Below are 14,721 nucleotides of genomic sequence, written 5' to 3' on the forward strand. Positions count from 1 at the left end.
AACCCCTCTGTTCTAGGAACCCCGGAGGCCGGGCTCAAGCACGCTATTCGCAGCGGTTCGCTTCCTTGACGGCTTCAAAACGCATCCACAGCTCGCACGCGCACTCGGCGGGCCGCTGCTCGGAGGCGTAGCGCACCCGCATCGCCCCGTCGAAGCGCGTCTCGCACTGCGTCGTCGCGTCGATGTGGATGCTGGCTTCATCCAGCAGACAGCCCACCCCGCGCACGGGCGTGGCGGCGTTGATGGTGGTGCCGTCAATGGCGAAGTCGTCGCCCTCGGCGAGGAAGTAGCCGATGAGCTGCGTGTCGAGCAGCCCGAAGTTCAGGCGCACCACGCGGCCGGTGACCTGCAGGCTGCCGCGGAACAGGTCGCGGTTGGCGTCGTAGAGGCCGCAGTCGTCGCGGAAGATCTCCACGGGAGTGAACTCGTAGTCGCCCGCTTCCTGGACGAAGGGCAGGCAGCCCGACATGGCGCTCACGAGGAGGGCGGGCACGAGCAGGCGGAAGCGTCTCGGGGTGGACACGGGGCGCACCATACCCCACGAATGCATCGAGTGCAGTGCGCTCGTGGCGGTCGGGGTTAGAGTGGCCCCCATGCCCGAATACCGCAACCCCAAGCCCACCGTGGACTGCATCATCGAGCTGGCCGGTGGACGCATCGTCCTCATCCGCCGCGCGAACCCGCCCATCGGCTGGGCGCTGCCGGGGGGATTCGTGGACGAGGGCGAGCCCCTGGACGCGGCGGCCATCCGGGAGGTCAAGGAGGAGACGGGGCTGGAGGTGAAGCTGGTGGAGCAGTTCTTCACGTACTCGGACCCGAAGAGGGACCCGCGGCAGCACACGCTGTCGACGGTGTACATCGGCACGGCGGACGGTGAGCCGAAGGGCTCGGATGACGCGGCGGAGGCGCGCACGTTCGCGCTGGACGCGCTGCCGTCGGACCTGTGCTTCGACCACGGCACCATCCTCTCCGACTACCGGACGTACAAGCAGACCGGGCAGCGGCGGAAGCTGTAGGGAGCGCCGTCCAGGATGCACTACGCGCTCGTCCTGCTGGCCCTCGGAGGGCTGTTGGCCCTGCATGAGCTGGGGCACCTCGTCGCCGCGCGGCTGCTCGGGGTGCGGGTGCCCCGCTTCGTGTTCGGCTTCGGTCCGCCCATGGCGTCCTTCCGGTTGGGGGGGACGCAGTTCGTCGTGGGCGCGGTGCCGCTGGGCGCCACGGTGCACATCCAGGGGATGAATCCCCACCGCTCGGAGGTCGCGGAGGCCGCGAGCTTCCGGACGCTGGGGCCCCTGCGGCGCGCGCTCATCATCCTGGCGGGGCCGCTGTCCAACTACCTGTTCGCGCTGGGCGTGCTGTTCGCGCTCTACACGTCGGGCACCCACGTCGTGGTGCCGCTGACGGTGGGCACGGTGCGGCCGGGCTCGGAGGCGGCGCGGGCGCAGTTGCTGCCCGGGGACCGCATCGACTCGGTGAACGGTCAGGCGCTGCGCAGCTGGACGGAGTTCGTGGAGAAGGTGGCGGTGGGCGTGGGCAGCACGCTGGAGCTGCGGGTGGACCGGCACGGCGAGCAGCGCACGGTGACGGTGCGACCGCGCGCGGACGAGCGTGGCGAGGGACGCATCGGCGTGAGCCAGCAGTACGTGTACCGCACGCATGCGCCGGGCGAGGCGCTGAGGCACGCGACGGTGCACACGATGAACCTCGCGGCCGAGGGCGTGACGATGTTCACGCGGCTGGCGAAGGGAGAACAGGCGCGGGGTGGACCGACGGGCCCCGGGGCGCTGGTGCGGCAGGAGTCGTCCGATGCGGCGTCGTCGGGGCTGGACTCGGTGCTGCGAGCGCTGGTGGCCGCGTCGCTGGCGCTCGCGCTGCTGACCTTGCTGCCGATTCCGGGGCTGGATGGCGGGCGCGTCGTGCTGTTGCTGGTGGAGGCGGTGAGTGGTCGCAAGCTGCCGCCTCGCGTGGAGACGGTGGCGCAGACGGTGGGGTTCCTCGCGAGCGCGACGGTCATCGTCGCGGTGGCGTTCGCGGAGATTCGCGGGGCGCTCCCCGAGCGGTTCAGGTCGGAGTCCGCGTCACCCGCGACGACGGGACCCGGTGGCACCACGGCCGGAGCGCCCCCCACGACGGGAGCGAGTGCACCTCCCATCGGAGCGTCCTCGGGAGCGACGGCCCCCGGCGGCGGCGCACCCGCGGGAACGGCGCTTCCCACCACCGCGACACCGGGCGGCACGGGCCCTGGAGGACCTGTGGCTCCGCCTGTCGCCGGCTCGGGAGCAGCAGCTGCGACGGGAACCAAGGCAGCACCCGCTGCGCCAACGCCAGTGACAGGCGCACCGGCAGGAGTTGATTCGCGCGGCGTGACGGTCCCCGCCTCCGGAGCCGCGAGCGCGCTCAATCCAGCCGGGAGCAGCGGCGGGGGAGCATCCCCCACGACGAGCGCGCCGCCATCCACGGGCTCCGCGACGCCCACGAACGTGGGAGCCACGGCAACGCCCGCCACGGCAGCCGGGGCGACGGACGCACCCGCGAACAGCGCGGCGCCAGCAGGTGCGCCGTCGGGCCTTCCGACAACCACGCCTGCGCCACACGGCGCGGACACACAAACACCCGCGGCGAGCCCATCGTCCACGCCGCCTCCCGCGAGCGCTCCACCCGCGACGCCACCTCCGCCACCCGCCGAGTCCGGGACGAAGGACACCCCCTCATCCGGCGGTCCCTCGGTGATGGGCAGGACGACGGCCTGAAATCCCCTGCCCCGGAACCCGCGAGGGGAACCGCGAGCCTCCCCTGGTTGTCGGGCAAGCGGGCGGACGCTTCCTGTCCACCTGTGGGCTTCCGGCCCCGATGATGCGGCCGACAGGCGGCGGGACGCATATGCTTACGCGCGAGATGAGCACCAAGGCCAAGGCGGACGGCGGGCTGTACTTCGAGCTGTACTGGGGCGAGAACCTGGCCGAGGCCTGGAGCTACGGGCGCGAGCAGACGCGGGTCCACGCCGCGCCGGATGAGAAGGCGCCCCTGCCCCTCTACGGCTTCACCCTCCCGGAAGAGCCGTTCCTCATGGCCGAGCGCACCGAGCGCGGCTGGCGCATCCACCTGCCCCCCAAGGTCCAGGTCGAGCACAAGCAGCGCGGAGACGCCTTCGCCGCCCTCCCCGGCGCCCAGCTCGTCCAGGACCAGGGCCGCGCCTCCGTGACGCTCGCGGACGGCATGACGCTGCGCCTCACCGAGGGACAGCTGTCCCTGCTCGTCCAGGCCTCCGTCGTGAAGGAGCGCGTCGGCCCCCTCCAGTGGAAGGACATGGGCTGGCTCGCCATCGTCGGCCTGCTCTTCCTGAGCCTGCCCGTAGGCTTCCTCATCGCGGGCCCCACGCCCGAGCGCGCCGCCGAGTCCAACGCCCGCGCCCTCCAGCTCGCCGCCGAGAAGGAGGCCGCGCGTCGCAAGGCCATGGGCCTGGACACGCCCATGCGCCCCATCACCGACGCCGAGCGCGAGCAGCAGCAACCGGCGGACGCGGGCCCCGAGGTCAACATCCCCGCCAGCTTCCGGATGCGCTGACGCAGGCCTCACGGCCCCAGGCCGACCCACACCTCCCCATCCTCGAAGAACTCCTTCTTCCAGATGGGCACGTCTTGCTTGAGCCGCTCGATGGCGTGCTCACAGCCCCGGAAGGCCTCCTTGCGATGCGGCGCCGCGGCGGCGATGACCACCGCCAGCTCCCCCGGCACCAGCACGCCCACGCGGTGCACGATGGCCAGCCGCACGCCCGGCCATGACGTCGCGGCCTCCGCGCCAATCTCCGCCAGCTTCTTCTCGGCCATCGGCGCGTAGGCCTCGTACTCCAGCCGCAACACGCGCCGCCCCTTCGTCGCGTCGCGCACCGAGCCGCTGAAGGTGACGAGCCCGCCGTACGCCTCGCCCCCCACCGCCTCCACCACCTCCTCCAACCGCAGCGGCCGCTCCAACACGCGGAACAGCCCCGGCGAGCCACCCGCCACGGGAGGAATCAACGCCACCTCCGCGCCCGCCCGCACCGGCGCCTCCGCGCCCACGAACTCCTGGTCCACCGCCACGCGCAGGTGCGGCAGCAACGGAGCAAGCCCCGGATGCGCCGCCGAGAGCAGCTGGAGAACCACCTCCACCGTCGCGCCCTCGGGCACCTCCACGCGCTCCCGGGCCGTCCCCGCGCGCTCCCTCGCGGCGGCGAAGTACAGCACGGTGACAGCGCCGCCCGGGCTCACTTCCACTCCTGTCCCGCGCGAGCGTTCTCCCTCAATCGCAGACTCCCCTTCAGCCTCGCGCCGCCCTCGGCCAGCGAGAAGTCCAGGAAGCCCGAGTCCAGCGGCGTGAAGCCCTCCAGCACCGCCTTGATGAGCGCCTGCGCCGACGCCAGTCGCTCCGCGGGCACGCCCGGCAGCGACTCCTGCGCATCCAGCTCCGCGCGCAGCCGCCCCAGGTCCGCCATCACCGACAGGTGCCCCGCACCGAACGCCTCACCGCCGAAGCGCTCGCGCAGCGACTTGCCGACATCGCCGCGAGGACGCCCCTCCAAAGGCTCACCGGCGATCAACGTGGCGCGCTCGGGGCCGATGCGCAGCTGCACCGGCTGTCCCCACAGGAGCGTCTTGTAGAGCCGGCCGCCGGGAATCTTCTCCATCGCGAAGCGCAGCGACGAGCCCTGCGCGCGCTCATCGAGCAGCCGCAGCACCGGCTCCACGGAGGTGAGGCCCGCGTCGATGAGGACGGTGCCCCGAGGCTCGGGCCGCTGGTTGCGCACGAAGTTCCGCAGGAAGCCCGGTGCATCGAAGTACACCAGCATCGCGACGTCACCACGCAGCGCCTTCAACAGCGCCTCCGCGTCCAGTCCCCGCGCGCGCCACCGCTCCACCATCCGCTCGCGACGCGGCGAGCCCGGCGCACCGAACGCCAGCTTCGCCAGCTCCTCGGGGGGCACGGACAGCTGCGCGGCGGCCACCGGCCCCAACCCGCTCTCCGCCATCAGCGCGGAAGGAGGCGCGCTCGCCCCCTGCAACAGCGGCCGCGTGGACGACAGGAACCCATCCAGCGACACGTGCTCGGGGCGCACCGTCATCGAGGCGAAGAAGCCCCGCACCGGCCCCTCCTCCTCCCCCTCGTCGAGCCTCGGTGCGCCCGTGTACAGGTAGACATTCCCCTCGCCCACCTTGGGACGCAGCTCGTTGAGCAGCGCCACCTCGGACATCCCGGGCCCCGTCAGCTCCGTCACCGCCCGACGCACCAGCTGCACGTCCGCGACGGCCGGCCGCGGCGGCTCCACCGCGAGCACCTCCAGCGGCACGCCCTCCTCCCCCTCCTCGTCGTCCTCCGCCTCCGGCCCGTCGGGAATCGCCAGGTACAGGTAGCCCCGATCAACGAACAGCAGCATCGGCTCGCTGCCATCCTGCGGCACCACGCGCATGGCGCCATCATCGGTGGGCATCACCTGGTGGCCGGAGCTCTCCAGCTCGCTCGCCACCGCGGACATCGCCGCGTCGGGCTCCGTGATGCCCAGCACCGCCACCACGCCGTCGAACTCCGGCAGGATGAACAGGCCGAAGCCCTCCTCGGGGTCCACGACGCTCGAGCCCTGCGTCAGGCTCTGCAACACGAGCGACACCAGGGGTGCCTCGCGCAGCGCCTCCTCCGCCTCCTCGGGGCCGATGAGTCGCTCGTGGAAGTCCACCAGCGGCTCCACGTTGCCCTGGAGCCGGGGCATCCACAGCACCGTCTGCGCGTCTCCCGGCACCGCGCGCAGCAACGGGCGCGGCACCACGGTGAGCCGCACGCGCCCCACCTCCTGGCCCTCGTGCAGCGCGCGCACGGTGTACGCGCCGGGCCGGGCGAAGGCGTGCGACAGCTGGGCGCCCTGCTTCGTGGGAGTGCCGTCGCCGACATCCCAGGAGAGGGCCTGCGCGCCCTTCTCCCCGGAGCCCAGTGTCACGGGCACGCCCGCCTCCACCGTGCGGTCCTCACCCAGGTCCGCGCGCACCGCGCGCCGACAGCCGGGGCCCGACAGGCCCACGGCGGTCAACAGGAGGAACAGCGTGACGGACCGAAGGACGGAGCGCGGGGAGTGCGGCATGAGCCGCTAATAGTCCAGCGCGAGTCCGAACATCCAGCGCCGGCTGGACAAGTTCAGACCCTTCCCTCCGAAATCGTCCACATCCGCGTAGGTGTACTCAGCGAACAGGTAGCTGTGGTTCACCCCCAGCCCCGAGTCGAAGTCGCGAGCGAAGCGCGGCTGCAGCACGTCCAGCAGGAACGCCAGGCCCGCCGTACCGCCCCAGCCCCACTTGCCGCCCTTGCCGGTGACGCCGCCGGAGACCTCGGTGTCGCTGCCCTTCGTCACCCACCAGGGCGAATAGATGAGGCCCAGCTTGCCGTACGGCACCAGCGGGATGCCCCACTCGAAGGCCGCGTAGTCGAACTTGTAGAAGAGGTTGAACGCGAGCGGCACCACCTTGATGGCCGTTCGCTCCGCCGCGTCCCCACCGCCGTCCGCCAGCTTCGCCGCGCCGTACTTCTCGCCGTAGCCCGCCGACACGCCGACGCCCGCGGTGCCGATGCCCTGGTAGAAGTAGCGCTGGAACTCCAGCTCCACGAGCAGCAGCGACGAGTCACCGAAGGTGTCCTTGTAGGGCGTGCCGCCCAGGCCCTTCTCCTCGTCGATGAGCGGCTTGTAGCCCCCCAGGCGGAAGATGATGCCGCCGGTGCGGGGGGACTCGACCAGATCCGGAGACACCACGCCTGCGTCCTGCGCCCACGCGGGCAGCGCGGCGAACGCCACGGCCACACCCAGGCCCCATGCCCGACTCATGACTGCTTCCTCCTCGACACCGTCCAGAAGCCCAGGGCCGCCACCACGGCGCCCACGGCAAGTCCGCCACCTCCCGCCCCACACCCGCCCGTCTCCGCGCCCTGCGCACCCCGGTACGCCGCCCAGAAGCCGTTGCTCGCGATGGGAGTCCCCGTCGCCAGCGGCGACGACTCACTCTGGTTGCCCGCCTTGTCCAGCGCGAACACCCGCACGCCGTACTCCACGCCGTTCTCCAGGTTGTCCATGCGGAACAGCGTGTTCGACGACGTCTGCTCCTTGGAGCGCACCACGTCGCCCGGCGTGGCGCTGCCACCGTCCTCACCGGCCACCAGCTTCACCACCTCCACCTTCATCTGCGACGAGTCGCTCGGCGCCGTCACGTCCACGCTCAGCGCCGTGTCCAGGCCCGTCACCGTCGGCAGGATGGGCGCCGCGGGAGGCTTGGGGTCCAAGGTCAGGGTGATGGCGGGCGTGCCCACGCTCGTCGCGGTCGCCTCGCACGTCGTCCCCGTGCTGTTGAAGGGCCGCACGGACGCGCACAGCTTGAAGCTCTTGTTCTCTGTCTGGGCCTCGCACGTCTGGCCGGCCTTGGTGAGCGCCTCGCTGACGTTCAGGCTCACCGTGCCCGTCGTCACCGACGAGGAGCGCTCGATCTCCTCCAGCGTCACCTCGCTCGAGCTCGGCGTGTCCGAGCACGTGTCCGGGGACAGCCAGATGTAGAGCGTGTCGCACTGGTTGGTCGCCTGACGTTGCCAGGTGACCTGGGTGACCTTGGCGCAGTCGGCCTTGGAGACGACGATTTCGTTGCCCTGGCTTCCCGAGACCGAGAAGGTCACGGTCTGCCCCAGGGCGGTCGACGCGGAGAGCAAAAGCAAGGCGAGTGTGAGGCGCATGGGTAGCCGGACGCTAGCAAGCGGGGGGCCACACACAACGCCTTCCGACAGGCCCTTTTTCGGACGTTTCGAGCCAACCTGGCGCGCCAAACAGGCAGGACGGCCCCCGGGGCCGTGCCAATTTGTCAGACGGGACGCTCGACCAGCTTCAGGCCGGCCTCCACCAGGTTGAGGGCGGCGCCCCGGGTGGCGTTGTCCACCGCGGCGAAGAGCGTCACCCACTCGGGGGCCTGGGGGAAGGCGCGCACCCGGCCCACGTGGACCGTGGGGTCCGACGTGACGAGCATGGGCATGGGGTAGATGCGCTCGCCGGGGGCGTCCAGCACCTTGAGGGCCGGGGACGTCTTGAGCGCGGCGCGCACCTGCTCCACCGGGCCCGCCTTCTTGAGCTGCACGTGGAGCGACAGGCCGTGGCCGTAGAAGCTGGGCACCTGCACCGCGGTGCCGGCCAGCACCGGCGCCTCGCCCCGGGACGCGAACAGGCGCGCGGCCTCCAGCGTCCAGCCCGCCTCCTCCTCCGTCCAGGGCGAGTTCACCATGAAGCCGCCCACCTGCGGCACCAGGTTGAAGCCCACGCGGTGGGGGAACGCGTGCGGCTCCGGCTCGCGCCCGGACAACAGGTCCGCGGTCTGCTTCTCCAGCTCCGCCACGCCGCGCACGCCCGCGCTGGACACCCCCATCATCGCCGTCACCTGCGCGCGCACCACGCCGAAGGCCCGGCGCAAGGGCTCCACCACGTGCACCGCCGCGGTGGTGACGGCGCCCGGCAGGCACACCACCCGGCCCTTCGTCACCTGCGCCAGCGCCTCCGTGTTGAAGCCCGGCAGCACCAGGGGCACGTTGCCGTCGCTCCGGAACGCGGAGCTGATGTCCACCACCCACGCGCCGGAGGCCTGCGCCGCGGGCGCCAGCGTGCGAGACACCTCCGCGGGCGTGGCCAGCAGCACCAGCCCCACGCCGCGGAAGACGTCCGGCGCGGCGCGCTCCACCTCGATGGAGTCCTCGCCGTACTCCACCTCCAGGCCCTTCGAGCGCTCGGAGCCGAAGGCGCGCACCTGCTCGGCGGGCACGTCCCGCGCGTACAACGCGGCCAGCACCTCGCGGCCCACCACGCCGGTGGCACCCACCACGGCAATCTGCAAGTCGTTCTTCATGACGCGTCCTCGTGCGTGACTCCTCCAGGCGCAAGCCGCGTCCCGGAAGGAGGGCCTCAGTCGTCCTTCAGCCGCGCCGTGGGCACCGGCCCCGGCAGCGGAGGGAACTTCGGATTGCGCTCCGGCTCGGAGGCGCGCACGTAGTGCGGCTCCATGGAGAAGAGCGCCTCCAGCGAGAAGGTCTCCGGCATGCGGGCAAGCCGCACCAGCTCCACCGCCGACGGGAAGTCGTGCCCGGACAAGAGCCGCTCGGGCGCCACGCCGTGGGACTCAAGCGCCGCGCGGTAGTCCACCAGCGCGGGCCCCAGCGCCACCGCGCGGGGCTCGGCGGCCATGCGCTGGGCCACCTCCTGGGGCGACATGGCGGTCTCCGGCTCCAGCGCCTCCACCGTCCCGCCGCGCCGCACGTAGACGCCCAGGTACAGGTCATCCTTGCGCGCCACGGCCAGCACGTGGAGCGGCACATCCTCCGGCCCCTCCATCGCCACCGCCGCCAGCGACGACGCGCCCGCCACCTTGAGGCCCGCCGCGTACGCCAGCGACTTCACCGTGGCCAGGCCGATGCGCAGACCCGTGAACGAGCCGGGCCCCAGGCCCACCACCAGCCCCTCCAGCGCCGCGAGCTTCACGTCGTGCCGCGCGAGCAGCTCCCCCACCACGCCGGGCAGGGCCTCGCTCTGCTTGATGGGCGGACGCACCACATGGTGCTCCACGACGCGCACGCCGTCCGGCCCCTGCTCCACCAGGGCGAGCGACATCGTCAGCGTGGAGGTGTCCAGCGCGAGGAACATGGGCGCTCCCTACACCGGCGCGGCCCACATTGCTTGGGGAATCTCCGACACGGTGTCATCGGGGCAGCGATACAGCCGCACGCGCACCACGCCCTTGTCCAGCATCCCCAGCTTGGACGCGGCGGCCTTGGACACGTCGATGATGCGGCCCTCGACGTAGGGCCCCCGGTCGTTGATGCGCACCTGCACGGAGCGGCCGTTCTCCATGTTGACCACCTTCATGCAGGAGCCGAAGCGCGCCTTCTTGTGCGCGGCCGTGAGCGCGTTCTGGTTGAAGCGCTCCCCGCTCGCGGTGGGCCGGCCGTGCAGCCCGGGGCCGTAGAACGACGCCAGCCCCTCGCCCAGGTAGGAGCGCGGCATCTGCTCGCGCCGAGTCACGCCCGGAGTCGAACCGGAGCGCGTCCGGGTCTCCTCGTCGCGAGAGTCCGGCTTCGCCGCGCGCGAGGCGCACGCGGTGGAGAAGCCCAGCGCCAGCAGGAGGACGACGGTGCTCGCGCGCATGGGGCCTCTATCGGGTGATGTCGTTGGTGAAGACCAGCAGCATGAGCAGGAAGAGCAGCGCCAGGCCCACCATGTTCGCGGCCTCGCGGACCCGCGTGGGGATGGGGCGGCGGCGGATGCCCTCCCACGCCGCGGACAGCAGCGCGAAGCCATCCAGCACGGGGATGGGCAGCAGGTTCATCACGCCCAGGTTGATGGAGATGATGGCCATCAGGTGCAGGAACGAGTCGAGCCCCTGCTCGGCGCTCTTCGCCGCCAGCTGGTACATCATGATGGGACCGCCCACCGAGGACAGCGGCACGTCGCGCGTGAACAGCCCCGCGAGCACCTTCACCATCTGCCCGACAATCTTCGGCACCACGACGGCCGCCTGCTTGAACGCGGCGGCGGGCCCCAGGTGCACCGTCACCTCGTCCACCTTCGGCGCGTCCGCGTCCATCAGCGCCCAGCCGCGCGCCCCCAGCGCCAGCCGCGAGGTCTCCTGCCCCATCGCGTCCTCGCTCTTGAGCGGCGCCTGCGCCAGCTTCTCGGTGTGCTCGCCGCCCTTCGCGTCGCGCCACGTCAGCGTGAAGGGCTGGTCCTTCAGCTCGGTGAGCTCGTTCTCCATCATCCGCAGCGACTGCACGGGCTTGCCGTTGAACGCGACGATGAGGTCTCCGGGCGCAAGGCCCGCCTTCTGCGCCACGCTGCCAGGGGCCACCGTCGCGACGTACGTGTCCGCGGCCTCCGCGCCCACCGCCGCCAGGCCCACGCCCGGCTGCCGGGGCACCGTCACCTCGACGAGGGCGGGCACCTGGCCCGTCACCACGCCGGCCTCCACCGTGGACATGCGCCGCACCACCAGCTTCAGCGGCTCACCCTCCGGATGCCGGCCCAGCTCCTGGTACAGCCGCGCCTCGTCCGGCACGTGCACGCCGTTGACGCTCAGCACCCGGTCGAAGGTGCGCAGGCCCGCGGCCTCCGCCGGCGAGCCCGCTCGCACGCCCACCAAGGGCGGCTTGGACACCGGCGCCACGCCGATGAGGCCCCGCTCCACCGTGTCGATGGGCGACGTCTCCGTGCTCTTCTTCGGCGTCACCGTCAGCGTCACCGGCTGGCCGCCCCGGTCCACGACGATGGGGATGGGCCGCTCGAAGCGCCCCACGAAGGTCTCCCGCATGTCGTCGAAGGTGCGAACCGACTCGCCCTCCACCGACAGGACGCGGTCGCCGGGGCGCATGCCGGACAGCTCCGCCGGGCTGCCGGGCTCCACGAAGCCCACCAGGGTGGACGTGGCCTGGTGCGGGCCCAGGAAGACGAAGAAATAGACCAGCACCGGGAAGATGAGGTTGAAGGCCGGCCCCGCCAGGACGATGAGCCCCCGCTTCCAGGGCGGCTGTGCCAGGAAGCCCCGCTTCGCCTCGTCCGGGCTGAGCTCCTCGTGGGGCAGGTCCCCCGCCATCTTCACGTACCCGCCCAGCGGCAGGATGGCGATCTGATACTCCGTCTCACCCTTGATGAAGCCGATGAGCTTGGGCCCGAAGCCGATGGAGAACTTGAGGACCTTCACCCCGCAGGCCTTCGCCACGAGGAAATGGCCGAGCTCGTGCACTGTCACGAGCACGCCGAGCAGCAGGATGAAGAACCCCAGGTTCTGAAGTGAGGGCATGGCGGCAAGAGTAATCGTGTACCCCCGGACGGACAACGCACATCCGGGGCCGCCAGCCAGCCAGCCGAGCGAAATCTCACGCTTCTACGGCAGGAGCCCTCGCACGAACTGCACGTAGACGAACACCAGGGGTGCGTTGAAGAGCAAGGCGTCGATGCGGTCCAACACCCCGCCGTGCCCCGGGATGAGGAACCCCGAGTCCTTCACGCCGTACGCCCGCTTGAGCATGGACTCGCACAAGTCACCGACGGGGCCCAGCAGGCCTCCGGCGATGCCCAGGATGACGCAGTCCCACACCGTGAAGACGGGGAAGAAGAAGCCCCGGGCGATGAACATGCCACCCACCGAGCCGAGCATGCCGCCGAAGAAGCCCTCCCACGTCTTGTTCGGGCTCACCTCGGGGTAGAGCTTGTGGCGCCCCATGAAGCGGCCGAAGAAGTAGGCGGCGGTGTCGTTGGCCCAGGTGATCGTCAGCGCGCAGATGACCCACGCGAGGCCATGGTCGGGCAGCAGGCGCAGCGCCGACAGCGCGGTGAGGCCCACGGCGCCGTACAGGAAGCCGTTGACCAGGTGGGCCGTGCGCGTGGGGGCCTCGGCGAGCGGGCCCTTGAAGAGGTGGAAGATCCACGCGAAGAACGCGAAGACGATGGTGAGCCAGAAGGCCGTCTCACCCGTGCGCGCTGCGTCCCTCAGGGGCAGGAAGGGCAGCACCGCCGCGAAGGCCATGCCCACCCACGCGGCCGCGTTCAGCCGCTTCTGCACGATGAGGTAGTACTCGCCCACGCACGCGGCGGCGGCGAGGCCGAGCAGGCCCGCGCTCCACACACCGCCCAGGAAGAGCAGCACCAGCACCAACGGCAGGAGCGTCAGCGCCGTCACGATGCGGATGACGAGGTTCTTGTTCTTGTCGTTCACGCCTTGGCCCGCTGAGGGGGGTCTTCCCGCTTCACCTGCGCCGTCGTCAACCCGAAGCGCCGCTCACGCTGCTGGTACTGCGACACGCAGCGCAGGAACTCGTCGGTGCGGAAGTCCGGCCAGAGCGCGTCGGTGAAGCACAGCTCCGCGTACGCCATCTGCCAGAGCAGGAAGTTGGACACGCGCAGCTCGCCGCTGGTCCGCACCATCAGGTCCAGGGGCGGCAGGCCGTTGGTCCAGAGGAAGGACTCGAAGTCGGCCTCCTCGACGCGGTCCGCCGCCAGCTCCCCCCGGGTGATGGCCTGGGCCATCCGCTGGGCGGCGCGGAGGATCTCCTCCCGGCCGCCGTAGGACAGCGCCAGCGACAGCACCATCCCCGTGTTGTGGCGGGAGTCGGCGATGAGCCGCTCCAGCGGGTCCTTCACGAACCGGGGCAGCCGGTCCACGTCCCCCACCGCGTTGAGTCGGATGCCGTTGTCGAGGATCTCGGCGCGCTCGCGCTCCAGGTAGTCGCGCAGCAGGTCCATCAGGCCCGCGACCTCCTCGGCGGGGCGGGCCCAGTTCTGCGAGGAGAAGGCGTAGAGGGTCAGGGCCTGGATGCCCAGGCGGCGGGCGGTGCGGGTCACCTCACGCACACTGGCGCTACCCTCGCGGTGCCCCTCCAGTCGGTCCAGACCCCGCGACTCCGCCCACCGACCGTTGCCATCCATGATGATGCCCACGTGGCGCGGCATGGGCCGGGCCTTGACCTGATTTTCGAGGGCGGAAACCACTAGGGGGCGTTCCATTCGAGCCGCGCACCCTACCGGCGACACCGCGCCGCGTCCACGCCAGCGTGGTCCAACCGTCACCCCCGGCCCCTGGTCGGTCGCCCGGCCCCGGTGAGCGGCCTCGGGGCTCGCGCGCATGTGGGCACAGGTGCGCGAGCCCGGGGATGGGAGCTCAGGATTCGGGCCAGTTCGGGCGGAGGGCCTCGATGGGACTCTGTCCCCAGGTGGCGTACCGGGCCTCGTCGGCGACGGGGTAAGGCAGCCCGTGGGTGCGAGTGAAGTGATCCACCCAGTGCGGCTGGGAGCCGTCCACATCGGTGAAGCCGTACTCGCGGGCCAGGGCCCAGGAGCTGTGGACGCGGCCGGCCTTGGAGGCGACGTTGGGGTCGGCGGCGAGCGCGGCGACGGCGCGCCCCACGTAGGCGGGCGTCTCGGAGGCGATGAAGTCCGGGTCCACCTTCGTGCCGTCGCGCCAGTTGGCCTCGGTGACGCCGAAGTGCTCGAGCATCTCCTCGGAGCGCAGGAAGCCCGGCGTCACGGCGAGCGCGGTGAGGCCCGTGCGGCGCAAGTCCCGGGACATGGCGAAGGCGAGCCGGATGACGGCCATCTTCAGCACGTCATAGAGGACGTGGCCCCGGTAGGCGAAGTGGTCTCCGTCGGTGATTTCGACGATGAGCCCCTGGTTGCGCGGGAGCATGAGGGGGACGGCGTGGCGGCTGGTGATGACGTGCGTGAGCACGGCGCGCTCCAGCATGGTGCGTGCGTCCGGGATGGACTGCTTCCAGAAGGGCTGGCCGAAGTGGGTGAGCCGGTCGCAGCCCCAGATGTCGTTGACCAGGATGTCCAGGCGGCCCTGCTCCTGCTGGATGCGCTCGCACAGGGAGATGACCTCCTCCTCCACGGTGTGGTCGCAGCGCACGGGGATGCCGTGGCCACCGAGCGCCGTGACCTGCTCGGCGGTCTCCTCGAGGGTCTCCGGGCGGGAGTCTCCCGAGGCGGGTCGGCCCCGGACGCTGCGACCGGTGCAGTAGACGGTGGCGCCGGCCTCGCCCAGGCGGGTGGCGATTCCGCGTCCCGCGCCTCGGGTGGCGCCGGCGACCAGGGCGATGCGGCCTTCGAGTGGCTTCTTCATGGGGTGTCTCCTCACGGACCGACCGGGGTGGCCGGCGATGGGGCGCACCGTACGGGGGGTAATATGACAACCTCTG

At 71.4% G+C, this 14,721-nt stretch carries 15 protein-coding genes; 3 read left to right on the top strand and 12 right to left on the bottom strand.

From position 1 onward, the window contains the following. Positions 1–43 precede the first annotated feature (43 nt). A complete protein-coding gene (locus VZQ01_RS03475) occupies positions 44–523 on the bottom strand; it encodes a hypothetical protein (RefSeq protein ID WP_426746901.1) in 480 nt (159 codons plus the stop codon). Positions 524–593: 70 nt separating this feature from the next. Between VZQ01_RS03475 and VZQ01_RS03480 the strand changes: the two genes are divergently transcribed. The 3 genes from VZQ01_RS03480 (at position 594) to VZQ01_RS03490 (ending at position 3,564) form a co-directional block, all read left to right on the top strand. Further along, complete coding sequence (locus VZQ01_RS03480; RefSeq protein WP_223746694.1) at positions 594–1,016, top strand: NUDIX domain-containing protein; 423 nt, start codon at positions 594–596, stop codon at positions 1,014–1,016. 15 nt (positions 1,017–1,031) lie between these two features. Beyond that, positions 1,032–2,750 (top strand): M50 family metallopeptidase, encoded by a 1,719-nt coding sequence (locus tag VZQ01_RS03485; protein ID WP_426746902.1) that lies wholly within the window; start codon positions 1,032–1,034, stop codon positions 2,748–2,750. A gap of 145 nt (positions 2,751–2,895) precedes the next feature. Then, on the top strand, positions 2,896–3,564 hold the full coding sequence (locus VZQ01_RS03490; RefSeq protein WP_426746903.1) for a hypothetical protein: 669 nt from the start codon (positions 2,896–2,898) through the stop codon (positions 3,562–3,564). A gap of 8 nt (positions 3,565–3,572) precedes the next feature. On the opposite strand, the gene moaD is transcribed toward VZQ01_RS03490, so the two are convergent. From moaD to VZQ01_RS03545, 11 genes are all read right to left on the bottom strand, one after another. Then, positions 3,573–4,247: a molybdopterin converting factor subunit 1 gene (gene moaD, locus VZQ01_RS03495; protein ID WP_426746904.1), complete on the bottom strand. Its 675-nt coding sequence runs from the start codon at positions 4,245–4,247 to the stop codon at positions 3,573–3,575. Beyond that, the gene (locus VZQ01_RS03500) at positions 4,244–6,106 is read right to left on the bottom strand and encodes a PKD domain-containing protein (protein WP_223783058.1); all 1,863 of its coding nucleotides are present in this window, start codon (positions 6,104–6,106) and stop codon (positions 4,244–4,246) included. The genes moaD and VZQ01_RS03500 overlap by 4 nt, the downstream gene beginning before the upstream one ends. A 6-nt stretch (positions 6,107–6,112) precedes the next feature. Next, the gene (locus tag VZQ01_RS03505) at positions 6,113–6,841 is read right to left on the bottom strand and encodes an MXAN_2562 family outer membrane beta-barrel protein (RefSeq protein ID WP_223746690.1); all 729 of its coding nucleotides are present in this window, start codon (positions 6,839–6,841) and stop codon (positions 6,113–6,115) included. Further along, positions 6,838–7,734 carry an MXAN_2561 family MXYO-CTERM-anchored protein gene (locus VZQ01_RS03510; protein ID WP_426746905.1) on the bottom strand — a complete coding sequence of 299 codons (897 nt, stop codon included), beginning with the start codon at positions 7,732–7,734 and terminating at the stop codon, positions 6,838–6,840. The genes VZQ01_RS03505 and VZQ01_RS03510 overlap by 4 nt, the downstream gene beginning before the upstream one ends. Positions 7,735–7,859: 125 nt before the next feature. Beyond that, a complete protein-coding gene (locus tag VZQ01_RS03515) occupies positions 7,860–8,888 on the bottom strand; it encodes an aspartate-semialdehyde dehydrogenase (protein ID WP_141326581.1) in 1,029 nt (342 codons plus the stop codon). Between the two features lie 56 nt (positions 8,889–8,944). After that, complete coding sequence (gene tsaB, locus VZQ01_RS03520; protein ID WP_426746906.1) at positions 8,945–9,679, bottom strand: tRNA (adenosine(37)-N6)-threonylcarbamoyltransferase complex dimerization subunit type 1 TsaB; 735 nt, start codon at positions 9,677–9,679, stop codon at positions 8,945–8,947. 9 nt (positions 9,680–9,688) lie between these two features. Next, complete coding sequence (locus tag VZQ01_RS03525; protein WP_141326585.1) at positions 9,689–10,180, bottom strand: septal ring lytic transglycosylase RlpA family protein; 492 nt, start codon at positions 10,178–10,180, stop codon at positions 9,689–9,691. Between the two features lie 7 nt (positions 10,181–10,187). Beyond that, positions 10,188–11,828, bottom strand: a complete 1,641-nt coding sequence (rseP, locus tag VZQ01_RS03530) for an RIP metalloprotease RseP (RefSeq protein ID WP_141326587.1) — start codon at positions 11,826–11,828, stop codon at positions 10,188–10,190. An 84-nt stretch (positions 11,829–11,912) separates the two neighbouring features. Further along, complete coding sequence (locus VZQ01_RS03535) at positions 11,913–12,743, bottom strand: phosphatidate cytidylyltransferase (RefSeq protein WP_223746685.1); 831 nt, start codon at positions 12,741–12,743, stop codon at positions 11,913–11,915. Continuing rightward, positions 12,740–13,531 carry an undecaprenyl pyrophosphate synthase gene (gene uppS, locus VZQ01_RS03540; RefSeq protein WP_223746684.1) on the bottom strand — a complete coding sequence of 264 codons (792 nt, stop codon included), beginning with the start codon at positions 13,529–13,531 and terminating at the stop codon, positions 12,740–12,742. Before uppS ends, VZQ01_RS03535 begins: the two co-directional genes overlap by 4 nt. 154 nt (positions 13,532–13,685) lie before the next feature. Beyond that, entirely contained in the window at positions 13,686–14,645 is a 960-nt protein-coding gene (locus tag VZQ01_RS03545; protein WP_267696780.1) for an SDR family oxidoreductase, read from the bottom strand. Positions 14,646–14,721: the final 76 nt, after the last annotated feature.

Origin of the sequence: Myxococcus faecalis, from assembly GCF_050039385.1 — a bacterium.
GTDB classification, from domain to species: Bacteria; Myxococcota; Myxococcia; order Myxococcales; family Myxococcaceae; genus Myxococcus; species Myxococcus fulvus.